This window comes from Alcanivorax sp. (assembly GCF_040119285.1).
Lineage (GTDB): Bacteria > Pseudomonadota > Gammaproteobacteria > Pseudomonadales > Alcanivoracaceae > Alcanivorax.
In genome coordinates this window covers 128526-145308 of sequence record NZ_JBEDTY010000030.1, presented here as the reverse complement: position 1 = coordinate 145308, position 16783 = coordinate 128526, and the positions used below count along the sequence as shown (strand labels likewise).

Genomic DNA, 16783 nt, shown 5'->3' with positions numbered 1-16783 from the left:
CGGGCAGCACCAGCGCGTAGTCTTCTTCGAGACGTTTGGACAAAGTCGCACAGCCACTGGTAATCCAAGCTTCTCAGTATTATTGATAGCACAACCAGGCTCTTGGTGGGCACCCTAGGAGAGCCCGTGAAGGGCGAACTGAAGATCACCGCTGTGGTCCGAGCTGCTCGCTAGTGGGTGCTTCTGCCTAACATGAGGCATCAACTTTTTACTGATGAGCCTTCCTCTGCCAGTTTCCATTGCTGAACAGCAACCTGATTTTTAACCTGATCCAGAACATCCAGCAAGGTGTCACGAACCAACGCATCCAGCTCTTCGCCCTCGCCGCCGGCAGCGTCGATCAAATCGTGCAATAGCTGCTCCAGCTGGGGGCGGTTAGCTGGCGAAGCCAAGTCGTCCACCAGCTGATCCACGAAGGCGCTACCCGTTTCACGAACCGCCTCGCCCAAGAGCGCGATGGCGCGGGGACCTGCAACAGGAATGGCGGCGAGACGTCGGCCGGCTTGGGTGCGCACCAGGGATTCGTCCGTGAGATGAGAGAAGTATTTGGCTAATTGATCGCGGTATTGGTCATGGCTTTTCTGGGTGGCGTCGGCAATGCGTGTGGCCACAAAGTTCACCAGCTGTTCCTTGCGAGGCGCAAGCACTTGGGACTCAATACGGTGGAGCAGGGGGCTGCCACCACCGATTTCACGCTGTGCGCCACTAAGCACGTTGATGACGACACGGTCGGAGATTTCCTCCACAACAATACCGTAGTATTTAAGAATAGTTTGGCCCAACCAGGTTTGCGACAGATCCACGATGCCCATCCGCTGCAAACGTATCAATAGGCTAATAACCCGCAGAATCCGCAACCAGCGGAAGCTACCCACGGGGATACAGCCGAGCAGGTCATACCAATGGGCAAACGGATAGAAAAACCAGCGATGGTAAGTGTGCCGGGCAATGGCAACAATCCAGCGGATGGTGAATTCCGTTAGGTAGACCGCCACAAAACACAGGTCGTAGAACAAAAAATCGTTATGGATGGTGTCGCGATAAAAATTGTGGAAAGCCGGTACCTGCGAGGCTAGAAAATCCTGAACAGGTGGGACCTGAAATAGCCAGTCGAACAGGATTAGGCTTAAATTGGCGATCACCAGCACAATCATGGCCAGGTCGATAATGAAACCGACGGTATCCAAGTTGGCTTTTAGCCTTTCCGGGTGCAGCCTGATTTTCATGTTGTGACCTGCTCAGCCGTTAAAACGTGCCCAAACCGGACAATGATCCGAGGGCTTTTCCATTGCGCGCATCTCGTAATCCACACCAGTGGTATCCAGCTTGGCCATCAGCGGCTCGGTAGCCAATACGGTATCGATCCGCAGGCCACGCCGGGGGTCGCGGTCAAAGCCCTTGGAGCGATAGTCAAACCAGGAGAACACGTCGTCGGTGGTAGGGTTTTGGTGGCGGAAGGTGTCAGTCAGGCCCCATCCGACTAGGCGGCCCCACCATTCTCTTTCTTCCGGCAAGAAGCTGGTTTTACCTTCGCGTAACCAGCGTTTGCGGTTGGGCTCGCCAATACCGATATCCAGGTCCGTAGACGAGATATTGAAGTCACCCATTACCGCCACTCGGTCGCTGGGTTGATGATGATTAACCAGATAATGCTGCAGGTCTTCGTAGAATTTTTTCTTGGCCGGAAACTTCAATGGATGTTCGCGGTTTTCCCCTTGAGGGAAGTAGCCGTTGAGTACCGTGATCAGGCTACCATCACTGTGTTTCAGGGTGCCGATAATCATGCGCCGTTGCGCGTCTTCGTCGTCGGTGGGGAAACCATACTGCACTGATTCCAGAGGTTCGCGGGTAATCAGGGCCACCCCATAGTGGCCTTTCTGGCCAAAATAATAGGGATGGTAGCCCATATCCCGAACCGCCTGCTCTGGAAACTCCGGGTCGTGAACCTTGGTTTCCTGCAAGCCGATTAATGCGGGTTGGTATTTGTCGATCACCGCCTGGAGCTGATGTAGACGGGCACGAATACCATTGATGTTGAATGAAATCAGGGTCATAGCGCCTCCTTGGTGCCCGCATTGTACACTACCTTAAAAGTCGTTCATCGCGGATTTGTTAGAATGATGCGAATGGTTTGTCTGCCCCTCAGACTTTATCCAGAGAGCCTAACGGCTGATACGTAACAAAAGCTTGGCATTGAAGGGTTCTACATTCGGCTGTTGTTACTCTCTATGAAAAATAGCCGAAAGCGTTAAACAGGCGTCCAGCAACGCCTGCATGCATCTGTGCTGTCACGTATGGCGTTATCGGCCATGGTGTGTTTGTTGTTAGTGCCGTTAAGATGGGCCTTTTGCTTGGGCCGCATACCTTGGCCCATTTGGAGATTTCATGCCTGAACAATCAGGTCGTCAGGTGCTTGCCTTCGCACATGCCAATGGTATACCTGGCCATAGTTACGACACCTTTCTTGCTCCGCTGGCTGCTGAGTATGAGTTGGTAATACTGGACCGTGCCGGGCATGATCCAGCTTTTGCTGTGGATAGGGGCTGGCACAGTCTTAGCCTGGAGTTGGAAGCGCAACTGGCACCCTTGCCTAAGCCTATTGTGGGGGCAGGGCATTCATTGGGGTCGGTGTTGATGTATCTGGTAGCTCAACGTCACCCGGACTGGTTTTCCAGTTTGATTATGCTGGATCCACCCGTGTTGAATGGGCTGCCCGGATTACTGATTTACGCAGCGAAACTCACTAGGCAGATTGATAAAGTCACCCCGGCAGGGAAAAGCCTTGGGCGTCTTGATTACTGGCCGGACTGGGATTCTGTGGTGAGCTATTTTTCTTCACGAGGCTTGTTCAAGACCTTTGATCCTCGCTGTTTGTCTGATTATTTGAACGCGGGTGTTGAGCCTTGGGAAGGGGGATGGCGATTGCGGTTTCGGCCGCAAGTTGAAGTGGATATTTTCCGTCATACCCCCACCAATGTCACTCGCATGCCTCGGTTGCAAGTCCCCGGGGCTATCGTCACGGGTAAAGATTCTCCTACTCCTTTTCATGACTGCGGCAAACGTCATGCGAAGCGTCACGGCATGCTTCATCGTATTGCAGAAGGCTCGCACATGTACCCGCTGGAAAAGCCAGAAAAAACCCTGGAGTTGTTCCGTGAGTTACTGAATGAATTGCAATCTAAAAAACGCTGAATCATGGATGCGATAGAAAGAAAATTCAGTGTCTACGGGCAGACGATTAGCGCGCTGCAATGGCCTGGAGACGTTGATAAAAATGGCGCAGAACCTATCTTGGCCTTGCATGGCTGGTTGGACAATGCCGCGTCATTTGCGCCGTTGTCCAACTTTCTTGGGCAGCCGTTGCTAGCCATGGATTTTTCTGGCCATGGCCATTCTGACCATCGCCCTGATGGCGTGATCACCCATCTGGTGGATCATGTACGTGATGTGCTTGCAGTGGTAGATCAGCTAGGGTGGACGCGTTTTACCTTGATGGGGCACTCCATGGGAGCAGGGATTGCCTGTCTGTTCGCCGCTGCCTGCCCTGAGCGAGTATCACGGGTAGTGTTGATAGAAGGGTTGGGGCCACCGAGTACTGATGGCAAGGATGTGGCCAGCAATCTTCGCAAAGCCCTGGATGATTCTGCATCCTTGGCTGGAAAGCGTAAACCGGTTTACGCTCATGTAGAGGATGCGATTGAAGCACGTACAAAAGGGTTTGGTGGGTTGAACCATAAAGCCTCCGCGCTTTTGAGCGATCGAGGCTTAGTGCCCTTGGAAGGTGGCTGGACCTGGCGCGCAGACAGCCGCTTACGGCTGACCTCGTTTCTACGCCTTACTGAAGAACAGGTGGAAGGCTTTGTCCGTGCGATAAAGGCTCCGGTATGCATTATTATTGGTGAGCAGGGCATGGGCGGTAACGGTATGTTCGACCATCGACTGGGCTGGCTGAGTGGCGCCACCATTGTACGTTTGCCTGGGCGCCATCATTTGCACATGGAGGAGCCGCAAAGTGTTGCAGCCAGCATAAATAGGTTTCTGCGTGAGACCGATGACCTTCTTTCAAGGGCTGGCGATGACTGACCAAAACCACCAGTACATGTATGCATATGGTTTTAATCGGTCATGGTGCTGGGGGGCTGTGTCGTTATCCTCAAAAGAAAACGGTGATAGCCCCAGGAGAGTGGTGCCATGAAAGTGATCGAAGCTACATCATTAGTGGATTATGTCGGCAAGGAATTGGGTGCGTCGGATTGGTTTCAGATCGATCAGGAGCGGATTAATGCATTCGCGGATGCGACTTTAGATCATCAGTTCATTCATGTTGATGCGGAGCAGGCCAAGAATACTCCCTTCGGTACCACTATTGCTCATGGCTACCTCACTCTGTCTTTATTGCCCTACTTGCAAGCGTCCATTGACGATTTTCTAATGCCCAAGGGCATGAAAATGGGCATGAATTATGGCTTCGACAAGCTACGCTTTATGGCGCCCGTGAAAGAGGGTAAGCGGATTCGTGCCTTGGCAACCTTGCTGGACGTCTCTGAGAAACGCGAAGGGCAGTGGTTGCTCAAGTTTGCGTTTACCGTTGAAATTGAAGGCGAAGAAAAACCAGCGCTGGCCGCAGAGTGGTTGCTGATGTATTTCGTCTAGCGGTAACGGTATTGGCTCTCGGTTGCTCGGTTTCGAATCTCCTTGCGGCCAAGTTTACCTCCGACCGCAGCGATTTTATCTATTCTATCTGCGAGTATGTCGCTTCTATAACTTACCCATTGATAATGTCCTGCTATTGTTGATCACTGATTTGGTCGTGGGTCGGTGCGTTATTGATGTAGAACCGTATTAGCTCAAATAAAAAAAGAACAAATAGGCAGGAAAGGAATATGTTGCAGCGTTCCCGGCAGTGGTTATGCTGCGTTATTGATACGCGTTCGGTAAACCGTCGCGATGTTCACCTGCCTATAAGTCGTGTATTGAGTATCCGTTCAGAACCGTCCTGTCCACCCCGCTTTAGCTATGGCGAAACTTTGCTGTTATTGCTACAACTAACAAGAATAACGGCGGGTAAATTCATTAGTCGAAGCACGCTAATGTGTCTTGCTCTGTGCGCTGTTTGCAAAAGCAGTCAGCGCCGATCACGGCTTTGTGACTATGTGCTTGGCCTTGCCTTGGCCACAGGTGCGTTTGCGAAAAAGGAATAGGTCATCATGGATGAGGCGTCCAAACCCTTACTGTTGTTTGTGGATGATTCCAAGGTAATGCGCCTTGCCGCTGACAAGATGCTCGGTAGAGAATTCCGTGTCGAAGTGGCAGAAAATGGTCTCAAAGCTTGGACTATGATATGCCACAATCCCTCCATCAGCGTGGTTTTTTCAGACTTGGCCATGCCAGAAATGGATGGATTCGCCTTGCTGAAAAAAATTCGCACCAGCGAAGATGAGGGTGTTGCTGGATTGCCGGCCATTATTGTTACCGGTGCAGAGAATGATGAAGAAGCTCGGGCTGAAGCCTTGCGTCTGGGCGGTACGGATTTCATCAGTAAGCCGTTTAATTCCACTGACTTGCTAGCTCGTGCCAGAGCCCACGCCAACTACCAAAATGAACGCAAGGAGTTCGCCAAACAGGCAATGATTGACCCACTGACCCGATTGGGCAATCGGCGTTATCTAGTGCATCGGTTGCGCCAGGAGCTGGCATTGGCTGCCCGCCAGCAGTACAGGCTGTCGGTCGTGCAACTGGAGATTTACCAATTCAATCAACTATTCGTTCAGCTGGGTAAAAAGCGGACGGATATGGTGTTGTTGAAGCTGGCCCAGTCCCTTCGTGGGGTTATTCGGAAGGAAGACTCTCTGGCACGTAGCAGCGTGGCGCAATTTACCGTGTTGTTACCCAGTGCTGGGCCGAATGGTGCCAAGCGGTTTGTGGAGCGAGCGTTGAAAGTCAGCGAGAAGCTGGCCTTCCAGTTCCGGGGTAAGGTGCAACGGTTACCACTGACGGTCATTACCCATACCCCGGCTGTTCATGCCGGGTTGACGCCGCGTCAGGTACAACTGACGTTGGAGGAGCAATTAAAGCAGGCTAGAACATTGGGGCCAGGTGCCGTATTGAGTGATGACGCAGATACTACCTTGTCGGTGGATGAATCTGCACCCATATTAACGATTGAGCAGGCTCTGGCGCTACTGCGAGCCGGGAAACCTCGGGCAGTGGTCAGCTCATTGCCAGATTTGCAACGCCAGTTGGCGCCGTTATTACAGCTGATGAAACGCTCAGCACCAGGCCAGGAGATAGCATGAAAGTTATGGTTGATCGCCAGTATCCCATCAGTGTGGATCGGCTTTATGACGTACTGACGAGCAAGGAATTCTACGAAACCCGCTATGAATGGAGCAAGGTGGATAATTATCGCTTTGGTGCTTTTGAAAATACATCGCGGGGAAAGTTGATTCAATTAATACAGCCAATGGCCATCAACAGTGACAGCGTGCCAGCCATGGCTCGTCGTTTCTTGCCAGAAAGCGCTGATTTGCTCACGGAATTTTTGTGGACGCCCCCTCCCGTAGAAGGACGATATCAGGCCGAATACCGTTTTCAACTAGGCAATGTGCCCATGAAAATCGGCGGTGTTATGGTGCTGACAGGAGATGAAAACGAAGCGATTCAACACACGGAGGTGGAGATCAGCAGTTCCGTCCCGCTGGTTGGGAAAAAGTTGGTGTCATTGGTGGCGCCCAAAATTGATAGCGCGCTCGCGAGTGACTACCGCGATACACTGCGTTACGTGGAAACGTTCTGCTGAATGTAGTGAGTTTTACGCGATAGTTACCATTTGTGCCCTCTAGCAGACTGGCTTTTCAACAGTCTGCTAAGAAGGCTCTGCGGGTCCCTTGCGACGGTAGCGCCGTCCTCGGTGCTGCATCTTGTTGTCCCATCGCTTTCTGAACCAACGCTTCAATCTCCATTGTGTCCGCGTGGATGCGCAGGGGGCATGCAGGGCAGAGGGCTCAGGTGTTTTTAGCATGGCCAGAATGTCACCGCTCAGTGAAGCAGCAGTAGCCAAGCTGTCACGGGTTTTACGCTTGAAACGGGCTTGGCTGAGCGGATCGGTAGCATCCAGTTGTTCGGCCTGTTCCTGGTAGAGTGGCAGGGCTACCACCCGGGCGTTTACCGAGCTGTTGGCCAGCTCGCTATTTAGGCTTTCGGTCAGGGCGATGATGGCAGCGTAGGTTGCACTGCTTGCGGAGGTGAGTGGCCCGGGGAGTAAGCCGCAATCGGGCACCACATTAATAATGCTCCCGTATCCTTGTTTTTTCATGGTAGTCAGCGCGCTCTGACTGTTGTGTACGACTTGCATTAATTGTTGGCTGGCCAGCGTTTGCCAATGGTGAGTCTGCGCCGCTTCAAAAGGCCCCACCAGCATGTTTCCGGGCAAATTAACCACCACATCCAGCTGCTGCCAGCGATGTAGGACCCGGTTAACGCCTCGCTGAATGTCCCTCGCCTCACCCGCTATTGTCTCGATAAATAGAGCTTCATGACCCTCTTCATGCAACCGGCGGCACAACGCGTTACCGGTATAGGTATCGTCGCTGGCAATGGCAAGCCGATAGTGCCCGGCGGCCGCCTGGGCCAGAGCCAAGCCTAACGGGGTGCAGCCTCGGGTAATCAGCAGGGTAGGTGATTGTTTCAACGTGACTCCAGGTGTAATAACGGTAATAAGAACATTCTTGTGAACAGGTGTTGACTTTCAGGGTCATAAAGTTAACATGTGTTCACTAAAGGAGTTTGAGGGAGCAATGTTATGACTTTATTCTCGCGTTTGTTTAAGGATATTCTGGCCTTGATTGTTGCCGTAGGTGTAACGATTTTCATCGTAATGGCCTTGGAAGATAATGGTGAAAACCTGTTCTGGGCATCGTTGGCGTTTGTTTGCATGGTGCCCGTTATCGCCAGCGCTGCAGTTTCCATTAAGCGCGATTGGGATAGTAATAGTAGCAACGGGTCTACCGATGCATTCTAAGGCTGTTCATTAACGGTTGCATCACTGGCTGACCGTGTGGCTGTTGTCGTTACTTTCTCCATCTCGGAAACCGGTAGCGACAACACCTTTTCCTCCCCCTCGCTGCGAGCCAGCACCACGGTTACCACACTATCTCCCCAGACGTTGACGGCGGTACGGCACATATCCAGCACACGATCGGTTACCAGAATCAGCCCGATGGCTTCGGCTGGCAGGCCGATAGCGCCAAGGATTACGGTATGGCCACCAAGGAGGCGGCTGGAATACTGGCTACGCCGATAGAGGTAAGCAGGGCGGTAAGCACAATCATGAACTGGGTGGTCAGAGAAAGATCCATGCCGTAGGCCTGGGCAATAAACATGGCGGCTACGCATTCATACAAGGCGGTCCCATCCATATTGACGGTGGCGCCCAGAGGAAGCACGAAGCTGCTGGTGCGGGTCGATACGCCAGAACGCTTCTGTGCACATTCCATAGAAAGCGGCAATGTTGCTGCTGAACTGGCCGAGGAGAATGCCGTGAGCAGCGCTGGCGTCATGGCTTGCACATGACGAAGGGGCGAACGTTTGGCGGCTAGGACGATTAGCAGTGGCATGAACACGAAGGCATGCAGGGCTAGCGCCACCAGTACCGTCAGAAAGAACCAGGCAAGCGGTTCTATAGCATCCATGCCGGTTCGGGTCACGGTGGCGGCAATAAGAGCGAATACCCCTAGCGGGGTAAAACGGATCACCAGCATGGTGATTTTCATGACCACCTGGTAGATACCGTCGATGATATTGCGCAGACTCTGCCCAGACGATGAACGCTCGGTGCGCAGAAAAAACCCAAACAGCAGGGAAAAGACGATCAGCCCGAGCATTTGCCCGTTGGCGGCAGCGGCGATCAGATTGGGAGGAAGCATCTGGAGTAGGATCTCGGTGAAATCACCGACGCCCCGGCCGTCGATTTTGGCCAGGGCGTCCTGGGTTTCTGTGGCCAAGCCCAGTAGATCCCGGGCGGGCTGACCATTGATGATTCCGGGAGTGAATAGATTCACTGCGACCAGCCCGATTAGCACCGCCACTAAGGTGGTGGTCATGTAGAGGGCGACGGTTTTCAAACCCATTCGTCCCAGGTTTTCGTCATCGCCCACACCCACCATGCCGTTGATAATGGCGGTAACGATTAACGGAATGACCACCATCTTCAATGCATTGATAAACAGGCTGCCCACCAGATCATAACCGCTGATAATCGGCAGTCCCAAGAGGGTGCTGGATTCAGCAGTAAAGCTGCCGGCCAGTGCGCCGGCCAGCATGGCAAAAAATATCTGGTGGTGTAACTTCATGGTTTCCCCTGTAGTGCGAACCGCTGCCTCTCCAACGTTTGAGAGTACCTGATCCTGTGGTGTGTACCAGTGGGGTAAATCTACATCAGCGCCTGCAAGCCTTCGGGGTTATCAAGCTGGAGCAAGGTCGTCTGGTAGGCGCTCTTGAGTTGTCGGTCCGCTTCCACCGGCCCCAGCCGCTGGCATAACAGCACGTAGGTACGATTCAATTGATCGCGAAGGTTGGGCAGTGGCAGGGGGTTTAGCGGTTTGTCAGGTGCTTGCAGCCAGTATTCCATGGTGAGCCGGGTTTCTGTGCTGACATTGGCCTGTCGTAATTGTGCCCCTTGATCCACCTGCAATAGGCTGGCTGTCGGTTTGCCAAGCCCCTGCCAAAGCGCTTGAAGTAGAAGCTCAAAGGCATAAGTGCAGGGGTGGGCGTCGGTGAGACTCTGGTTGCTAATGGCCAGAGGGTCAGCAGCCAACTCACTGTCGGAAAGCGTCATGGCCTGTACCAAGCTCATATGAATGTGATGCCTGCGCTCCGCTAAATCGAACAGGCGGCATAAATCACTCACAAACCCTTGCAGTGAAAAGCTCGGGCGTTGCGCATAGTGCTGTTGCCAATGGGTGATGGCTTCCCGTAATACGGGCTCATTCATATATGGCGTCAGGCCAGTGATGACGGCTCGTCGTCGGCGTTGAATGCTTTGGCGTATGGGCGCGGGGCTCATGGTCGCTGCTCCTGACCGCTTTTCACCTCTGCGCTAAATGTTTCGCTGTTGTACAGGGCGTTTTGGGGGAATTCAGGGTAGCCGGTTTCAGCATGTTCGCTGAGATCCAGCCCTCGCTGTTCGTGCAGTGCGGGCGCCCTCAGGCCGGCCAGAATAGACACCAGCATGTACATGATTAATGCGGTAAAGAATGCCCAGCCAAATGCCACTACCACCCCCAGTAGCTGGACCATCACGCGCTGGCTATTGAACAGGTCGCCGTCGTAAAACAGTCCGGCGGCCAGGGTGCCCCACGCACCGGCAAAGGCGTGAACGGGTACCGCGCCCACCACATCGTCCAGTCGAAAGGCGAGCAGAATACGAGCCCCGAAGGCGGCCAGTGCCCCGGCGACCAGGCCGGTGATAATGGCAAAGCCTGGGGTCATGACGGCACAGCCGGCGGTGACGGCGACCAGCCCGGCGAGACTGCCATTCACGGTTTCCGTGAGCAAGATCGGGTGACGCCTGATCATGCGGAAGATAACACTGCCAACGGCTCCTGCGGCCGCGGCAAGCTGGGTATTCAGGTTCACTTTGGCAATGTCCACGCTGGCCGACAGGGTTGAGCCGCCATTAAAGCCAAACCAGCCGAACCACAGAATGAACCCGCCGAGCGCCACATAAGAAAGGTTGTGCCCAGGGATGGTGCGGGGGGTGCCTTGGCTATCGAAACGGCCCAGGCGGGGCCCGACCACCATGATGCCGGCCAAGGCGCACCATCCGCCCACACTATGAACCACAGTAGAGCCGGCGAAATCAATAAAGCCCATTTGTGCCAACCAGCCGTTATCGTTCCACGCCCAGCTGCCGAACAGTGGATAGATAACTCCAGTAATGACCACCGCGCCACACAGGTAACCTGCGTAGCGAGTTCGCTCTGCCATGGCGCCAGAGGCGATGGTGGCGGCGGTAGCCGCAAACATGATCTGGAATACGAGGATGGCCCAGGTGCTGTTGTCTGCGTGGTTGAGCATGAATTGATCCTGTCCAAACCAGCCATTGCTACTGGTGCCGAACATCAACCCAAAGCCTACGGCCCAGAAAACCAGAGTGCCGACGCACAGATCCATGTAATTTTTCATTACCACATTTAGCGAGTTTTTCGCCCGGCTCAAGCCGCTTTCGAGCAGCGCAAAACCGGCCTGCATGAAAAAGACCATCGCCGCGGCGATGGCAACCCAGACGGTATCGGTTGCTGTGAGGGTGTCCGCATTGGCGAACTGGGGAAGAAACAGCAGAGCAACCCAGTGATGGCGTCGTAGAGGCATAGCGGTGAATCCCATTCATTATTGATTAATGGGGCGGGGATGCAAGCGCTATGCCAGAGCGTGTGGTAGCCAGAACCCGCTGTTTCTAGTCCTTTCCTACTAATCTTCGCCCTGTTGTGGTGCCAAGGAATGTTGTGGTGCGCGTGGTGCGCTATGCGGTGGCGTCAACGAGCTGACACATCTGTCGGATCAGCTGGAGCTGCCGCTCGGAGACTTTTTGCACCGATAGCCGAGGCCGTACTACCAGTTCCATGTCCGCAAACTCTGGATGGTGTTGAACCTGTTTTAGGGTAAGGGGCTGCGGATAGTGGCAGACATACTGCACGTCGGCTTGGTACCAGCGAGGATGGTCCCTAGTGCTACGTGAGTCATAGCCATCGGCAGCAGGGTCAAACTGGGTTGGATCCGGATAGGGGGCACTGGTAACGCGGGCTTCGCCAACAATGGCGGGGACTGCACAGCTGGAATGATAAATCAGCACGGTGTCGCCGGCTTTCATCTCATCGCGCAGGCGGTTGCGGGCCTGGTAGTTGCGCACTCCATCCCAGCCACTAGTGGCGTTTTTGCTGCCGCGCAGATCATCAATGCTGAACACGTCAGGTTCTGTTTTTAATAGCCAGATGATGTTCACTCCTGCGGATGATGTTTGAGCAGGCACTCCTTGGCCTGGGCAATGGTGCCGCAAATGTAAACCGGGAAGGCCGGTTTGTTAAGCTTTAGCATCATATTGGCAAAAGTTCGGTTGAGTATGCTTTCCAGCACCATGGCTTTGGCCTGAGTGATTTGCGCGAAATTCTCACCGCAGGAGTAGCGAGCGGCGGTGTAGTCCAAGCCATCAATATGTCCTACATAAATGGTCAGCTGCTGGCGCTGTTGGTGGTGAGTGAACAGGCGGAGTCGCTGCCGGTAAATAGACAACTGGACGCGCATGTCCACCTGGATCCCTTTCTTCAGTTCAACCAGGGTAAAGGGTCCATCCTGCGTTACTGTTACCGCGCTCATTACTGTCCTTTTACTGCAAGCGTGACAGGCTTTTATAACTGATTCTGTGCTAATCTTCAGTGCTTCTTTTTATTGGCAGTCGATAAGCAATAACGATGATCGGCTGGCCTAGCGGTGGAGATGGATGCGTGATCAGTTCGCAACAACAGAATGAAGCGATTGCCACCCTGCAGACCGTCCGCGATTGTCTGCGTTTCGGGGAAAGCATGTTGCGCAGCGGTGGGGTGTTCTTTGGTCACGGTAATGATGATCCTTGGGATGAAGCGCTGGCCTTGTTGATGCACCAGCTGGCGCTACCGCTGAACAGTGACCCTCGGGTGCTTGATGCTCGTTTATTGCCCTTGGAAGTCAGTGGCTATGTGAGCCAGTTGATGCAGCGTGTCAATCACCGGATTCCTGTGCCATATCTGACCCGTGAAGCCTGGTTCTGTGGCCTGCCGTTTTATGTGGATGAACGTGTGCTGATTCCGCGCTCGCCGCTGGCCGAGCTGATCGAGCAGTCCTTTGCTCCTTGGGTGGATCCGGAGCAGGTGCATCGGGTGTTGGATTTGTGCACCGGCAGTGGTTGTATTGCCATTGCCTGTGCTTACGCCTTTGAGCATGCACGGGTGGATGGCAGTGATATCTGTGCGGGTGCGCTAGCTGTCTGCAAAGAGAACATCGAGCGTCATGGTCTCGGTGAGCAGGTCAGGGCACTACAGTCCGATGGCCTGGCCGCCGTTGATGGGCCCTATGACTTGATCGTTTCTAACCCGCCCTACGTGGACGCACAGGATATGGCGAGCCTGCCAGACGAGTACCGCCATGAGCCGGAGCTGGCACTGGCCTCGGGCAATGATGGGCTCGACTTCACTCGCCGGCTGTTGCTGGATGCGCCGGATCAGCTCAGCGAAGAGGGCGTGCTGATTGTGGAAGTGGGCAATAGCTGGGAGGCCATGTTGCAGGAATGGCCTCAGGTGCCCTTTTTCTGGTTCGAGTTTGAGCGGGGCGGGCACGGGGTATTCATGCTTAGCCGCCAACAGCTGCTAGAATACCGCGAACATTTTTAAGAACCCTTGCCCCCCCGCGCGATGATCACAATTGGGTATTGTCGGGACATTAGGGCGCAGAATCACAGCGGAGATACCGATATTTCCGCCCTACAGCAGAGCATTTGAGGAGCCCATGGCAGGCAATAGTTTCGGCGAGCGTTTCAAAATCACCACCTTTGGTGAAAGTCATGGCCCGGCCCTGGGTGCCATCGTGGACGGCTGCCCCCCCGGTCTGGAAATTAGTGAGGAGGACTTGCAGGTGGAGCTGGATCGGCGCAAACCCGGTACTAGCCGCTATACCACCCAGCGCCGTGAGCCGGATCAGGTGAAGATTCTCTCCGGGGTATTTGAAGGCAAAACCACCGGCACCACTATCGGCCTGCTGATTGAGAATACCGACCAGAAATCCAAGGATTACTCCAATATTGCAGGCACTTTCCGCCCCGGGCATGCGGATTACACCTACACCCAGAAATACGGTTTCCGTGATTACCGAGGTGGTGGGCGCTCTTCTGCTCGGGAAACCGCCATGCGTGTGGCGGGCGGCGCTATTGCACGAAAATTTCTGGAACAGAGGCTGGGAATTCGGATTTACGGCGGCTGCACCCAGATCGGTGATGTGAAAGCGGAGTCTCTTGACTGGTCGGCGGTAAATAGTAATCCGTTCTTTTTTCCGGATGAAAGCAAGGTGCCGGCGCTGGAAGATCTGATTAATGCCCTGCGCAAGGACGGCTCTTCCATTGGTGCGCGGGTGGAAGTATTTGCCGACGGCGTTCCCCCAGGCTGGGGTGAGCCGGTGTTCGACCGTATTGATGCGGATCTGGCCAAGGCGATGATGTCCATTAACGCGGTGAAAGGCGTGGAAATCGGTGATGGCTTTGCTGTTGTGAACCAGCGCGGCGAGCAGCACCGTGATGAGATGACACCGCAAGGCTTTCTAAGTAATCATTCCGGTGGCGTGCTGGGCGGGATTAGCTCCGGGCAGACGATGCGTGTCGCTATGGCTCTCAAGCCGACCTCCAGTATTCTAATTGCGGGCAAGAGTATCGGTTTGAATGGTGAAGCGGCCGAGGTGGTAACCAAAGGGCGCCATGATCCTTGTGTGGGTGTGCGAGCAACGCCCATTGCTGAGGCCATGCTGGCCATCGTGCTGTTGGACCATTACCTGCGCCACCGTGGCCAGAATGCCGACGTAGTGCCCCCTTTCCCGCCGATTCCAGGGTGAAGAACGTTTAACGGAGGCCAGACGCCGGACAAGGACAATCAGCAAAAGCGCCTGAGGTAGAACGCTGTTTACACTGCACCGGCATTGGGCGCTTTCTGCAAGACAAGGTTTATCGTTCATGCCCTATTACTGGCGACTGTCAGGCTTCTATTTTTTCTATTTCGGGCTGCTCGGCACGCTGGTGCCGTACTGGTCCCTGTATCTGAAAGATCTTGGCTTCAGTGCCGTCGCCATTGGCGGCCTGATGGCCATTCCTCAACTGACCAAAATTGGCGCCCCGAACCTGTGGGGTTGGCTGGCAGATCGCAGCGGGCAACGGCTGCGCATTATTCGTGCCGGTAACCTGCTGGCTGCCATCGTATTTCTGCCAGTGTTCTGGGTAGACACCTTTTGGGGCATGGCAGCTTTACTGGTGTCCTTCAGTTTCTTCTGGAATGCGGTGCTGGCCCAGTTCGAGGTGCTTACCCTGCAGTCACTGGGCAGCCAATCACATCGTTACAGTCACGTTCGGCTGTGGGGTTCGGTGGGGTTCATTCTCGCCGTTTTGGTGCTGGGGGAGGTGCTCGATCGGGCCGGGACGGCTGTGCTGCCCTGGGTACTCAGTGGTCTGCTCTGGTTACTGTGGTTAGGCACCCTGACGCTGCCGGCGGGTAACGCACCGCGGGATCGGGCTCCAGGGTCAGGGGTGTCAGTTTGGCAGGTGTTACGGCGCCCGGCAGTCAGCCTTTTTTTAATTGCCTCGTTCCTGATGCAGATGTCCCACGGCCCGTATTACACCTTCTATAGCATTTATCTGGAAGAGCTGGGTTTCAGCAAATTCATTGTTGGCTTGTTATGGTCTTTGGGCGTGCTGGCCGAGGTGGGTTTGTTTGTGGTGATGCACCGGCTGCTATCGCGCTTTTATATCCCCTGGATTCTGGTGGCGAGCCTGCTGTTAGCCGCGTTGCGTTGGTTGATGATTGCTATGGCGGGGGATTCGCTATGGTTGTTGGCATTGGCTCAGCTGCTCCATGCGGCTAGCTTTGGCAGCTTCCATGCCGCCAGCATTGCCTGGGTGCACCGCCAGTTCGGCGAGGCACTGGGTGGCCAGGGGCAGGCACTGTATTCCAGTTTGGGCTTTGGTGCTGGCTGGGCAGCCGGAGCCGGCTTGTCCGGTGTGCTGTGGCAGCAATGGGGCGTAAACTTGTTTTTCGCCGCGACGCTTGTCGCGGTGCTGGCTGCGGGATTGTTGGTGGCGGGCGGGGTGACTCGCTCGGCGCACCGTGGACAGATCAGGTGATCTGCCCACGCAGGGCGCGCAGAAATGCCTGGGCCGCGTTGGATTGACTTCGTGCCGGGTGGGTCACTACGCCGAGCTGGCGTTCGGGTAGTGGCACATTCACCGGCAGCTGAATCATGCCTCTGTCGACCATGGTGGCGGGAAGAACACTCCAGCCCAGGCCAATGGACGCCATCATATGGATGGTTTCCAGATAATTGGTGGACATGGCGATATCCAGCTTCAGGTTATGCTCGTCGAACAGCCGTTCCACGATGCCGCGCGTAAAGGTGACCGGTGACGGCAGAATGGCACTGTGACCGGTAAAGGATTCCAGTGTCAGGTTGTCCTGCTTCGCTAAAGGATGCTCCGGCGCGCACATGAATACGAGTGGGTCGTTCCAGATGACCTCGCTATTCAGGCGTTCATCCGGTTGCGGCGGCAAGGTGACAACCCCCATCTCCAACTCGCCGTGCAGCACACCTTCCCAGGCTTCTTCCGAATCAATGAAGTGAATATCCAGTTTCACCTGCGGGTAATCTCGGGAGAACTGGCGCAGAACCGGTGGCAATCTATGCAGTCCAATATGATGGCTGGTGCCGATGCGCAACTTGCCAGTGACTTCACCGGACAGGTCGTGTATTGCACGGGCGATATCTTCCACGTCCATCAGTACCTGGCGGGCGCGAGGCAGCAATGAGCGCCCAGCTTCTGTCAGTTGAATTTGGCGTCCTACGCGGTCAAACAAACGGGCTTCAAGCTGTTGTTCCAGTAGCGCAATGCGCTTGCTAATGGCCGGTTGCGTGATGTACAGGCGTTCTGCGGCAGCAGAAAATGAGCCTGTTTCGGCGACGGCCATAAAGGCGGTTAGCGTTGGGGTGTCGATCATTCCCGGGG

Annotated in this window: 18 protein-coding genes and 1 pseudogene; 9 read left to right on the top strand and 10 right to left on the bottom strand. The window is 54.7% G+C overall.

Translation table 11 applies throughout. The annotated features are described in order from the left end of the window. Nucleotides 1-200: 200 nt before the first annotated feature. Both ABNH10_RS08915 and xthA read right to left on the bottom strand, forming a co-directional pair. Complete coding sequence (locus ABNH10_RS08915; RefSeq protein WP_349385608.1) at nucleotides 201-1226, bottom strand: ion transporter; 1026 nt, start codon at nucleotides 1224-1226, stop codon at nucleotides 201-203. A gap of 12 nt (nucleotides 1227-1238) precedes the next feature. Continuing rightward, nucleotides 1239-2054: an exodeoxyribonuclease III gene (gene xthA / locus ABNH10_RS08910; RefSeq protein ID WP_349385607.1), complete on the bottom strand. Its 816-nt coding sequence runs from the start codon at nucleotides 2052-2054 to the stop codon at nucleotides 1239-1241. Nucleotides 2055-2385: 331 nt separating this feature from the next. On the opposite strand from xthA, the gene ABNH10_RS08905 reads away from it, so the two are divergent. From ABNH10_RS08905 to ABNH10_RS08885, 5 genes are all read left to right on the top strand, one after another. Beyond that, nucleotides 2386-3192: an alpha/beta fold hydrolase gene (locus ABNH10_RS08905; RefSeq protein ID WP_349385606.1), complete on the top strand. Its 807-nt coding sequence runs from the start codon at nucleotides 2386-2388 to the stop codon at nucleotides 3190-3192. Nucleotides 3193-3195: 3 nt separating this feature from the next. Beyond that, nucleotides 3196-4083 (top strand): alpha/beta fold hydrolase, encoded by an 888-nt coding sequence (locus ABNH10_RS08900; protein ID WP_349385605.1) that lies wholly within the window; start codon nucleotides 3196-3198, stop codon nucleotides 4081-4083. A 108-nt stretch (nucleotides 4084-4191) separates the two neighbouring features. Further along, the gene (locus ABNH10_RS08895) at nucleotides 4192-4653 is read left to right on the top strand and encodes a MaoC family dehydratase (RefSeq protein ID WP_011588763.1); all 462 of its coding nucleotides are present in this window, start codon (nucleotides 4192-4194) and stop codon (nucleotides 4651-4653) included. 554 nt (nucleotides 4654-5207) lie between these two features. Beyond that, nucleotides 5208-6296: a diguanylate cyclase domain-containing protein gene (locus ABNH10_RS08890; RefSeq protein WP_349385604.1), complete on the top strand. Its 1089-nt coding sequence runs from the start codon at nucleotides 5208-5210 to the stop codon at nucleotides 6294-6296. Next, a complete protein-coding gene (locus ABNH10_RS08885) occupies nucleotides 6293-6799 on the top strand; it encodes a DUF2505 domain-containing protein (protein WP_349385603.1) in 507 nt (168 codons plus the stop codon). Before ABNH10_RS08890 ends, ABNH10_RS08885 begins: the two co-directional genes overlap by 4 nt. A 66-nt stretch (nucleotides 6800-6865) precedes the next feature. Here ABNH10_RS08885 and ABNH10_RS08880 read toward each other — a convergent pair whose 3' ends face one another. Further along, nucleotides 6866-7690, bottom strand: a complete 825-nt coding sequence (locus ABNH10_RS08880; protein ID WP_349385602.1) for an SDR family NAD(P)-dependent oxidoreductase — start codon at nucleotides 7688-7690, stop codon at nucleotides 6866-6868. A 111-nt stretch (nucleotides 7691-7801) separates the two neighbouring features. Between ABNH10_RS08880 and ABNH10_RS08875 the strand changes: the two genes are divergently transcribed. Beyond that, complete coding sequence (locus tag ABNH10_RS08875; RefSeq protein WP_349385601.1) at nucleotides 7802-8020, top strand: hypothetical protein; 219 nt, start codon at nucleotides 7802-7804, stop codon at nucleotides 8018-8020. Here the strand turns inward: ABNH10_RS08875 and ABNH10_RS08870 are convergent. The 6 genes and pseudogenes from ABNH10_RS08870 to ABNH10_RS08845 form a co-directional block, all read right to left on the bottom strand. After that, nucleotides 8017-8184: a hypothetical protein gene (locus tag ABNH10_RS08870; protein WP_349385693.1), complete on the bottom strand. Its 168-nt coding sequence runs from the start codon at nucleotides 8182-8184 to the stop codon at nucleotides 8017-8019. The genes ABNH10_RS08875 and ABNH10_RS08870 overlap by 4 nt on opposite strands. Beyond that, nucleotides 8185-9320: pseudogene (locus ABNH10_RS08865) on the bottom strand (dicarboxylate/amino acid:cation symporter); the annotation flags it as partial. Between the two features lie 110 nt (nucleotides 9321-9430). Continuing rightward, nucleotides 9431-10063, bottom strand: coding sequence for a hypothetical protein (locus tag ABNH10_RS08860; protein WP_349385600.1), 633 nt, complete (start codon nucleotides 10061-10063; stop codon nucleotides 9431-9433). Next, nucleotides 10060-11370, bottom strand: a complete 1311-nt coding sequence (locus tag ABNH10_RS08855; protein ID WP_349385599.1) for an ammonium transporter — start codon at nucleotides 11368-11370, stop codon at nucleotides 10060-10062. The genes ABNH10_RS08860 and ABNH10_RS08855 overlap by 4 nt, the downstream gene beginning before the upstream one ends. Nucleotides 11371-11521: 151 nt before the next feature. Beyond that, nucleotides 11522-12001 (bottom strand): EVE domain-containing protein, encoded by a 480-nt coding sequence (locus ABNH10_RS08850; protein ID WP_349385690.1) that lies wholly within the window; start codon nucleotides 11999-12001, stop codon nucleotides 11522-11524. Beyond that, entirely contained in the window at nucleotides 11998-12372 is a 375-nt protein-coding gene (locus ABNH10_RS08845; RefSeq protein WP_349385598.1) for a DUF7793 family protein, read from the bottom strand. Before ABNH10_RS08845 ends, ABNH10_RS08850 begins: the two co-directional genes overlap by 4 nt. 128 nt (nucleotides 12373-12500) lie before the next feature. Between ABNH10_RS08845 and prmB the strand changes: the two genes are divergently transcribed. The 3 genes from prmB to ABNH10_RS08830 all read left to right on the top strand — a co-directional run bounded on the left by prmB (nucleotide 12501) and on the right by ABNH10_RS08830 (nucleotide 15907). After that, complete coding sequence (prmB, locus tag ABNH10_RS08840; RefSeq protein ID WP_349385597.1) at nucleotides 12501-13421, top strand: 50S ribosomal protein L3 N(5)-glutamine methyltransferase; 921 nt, start codon at nucleotides 12501-12503, stop codon at nucleotides 13419-13421. 115 nt (nucleotides 13422-13536) lie between these two features. Further along, nucleotides 13537-14628, top strand: coding sequence for a chorismate synthase (gene aroC / locus ABNH10_RS08835; protein WP_349385596.1), 1092 nt, complete (start codon nucleotides 13537-13539; stop codon nucleotides 14626-14628). 118 nt (nucleotides 14629-14746) lie between these two features. Next, on the top strand, nucleotides 14747-15907 hold the full coding sequence (locus ABNH10_RS08830) for an MFS transporter (protein WP_349385595.1): 1161 nt from the start codon (nucleotides 14747-14749) through the stop codon (nucleotides 15905-15907). Here ABNH10_RS08830 and ABNH10_RS08825 read toward each other — a convergent pair. Next, nucleotides 15900-16775, bottom strand: a complete 876-nt coding sequence (locus tag ABNH10_RS08825; RefSeq protein WP_081424059.1) for a LysR family transcriptional regulator — start codon at nucleotides 16773-16775, stop codon at nucleotides 15900-15902. The genes ABNH10_RS08830 and ABNH10_RS08825 overlap by 8 nt on opposite strands. Nucleotides 16776-16783: the final 8 nt, after the last annotated feature.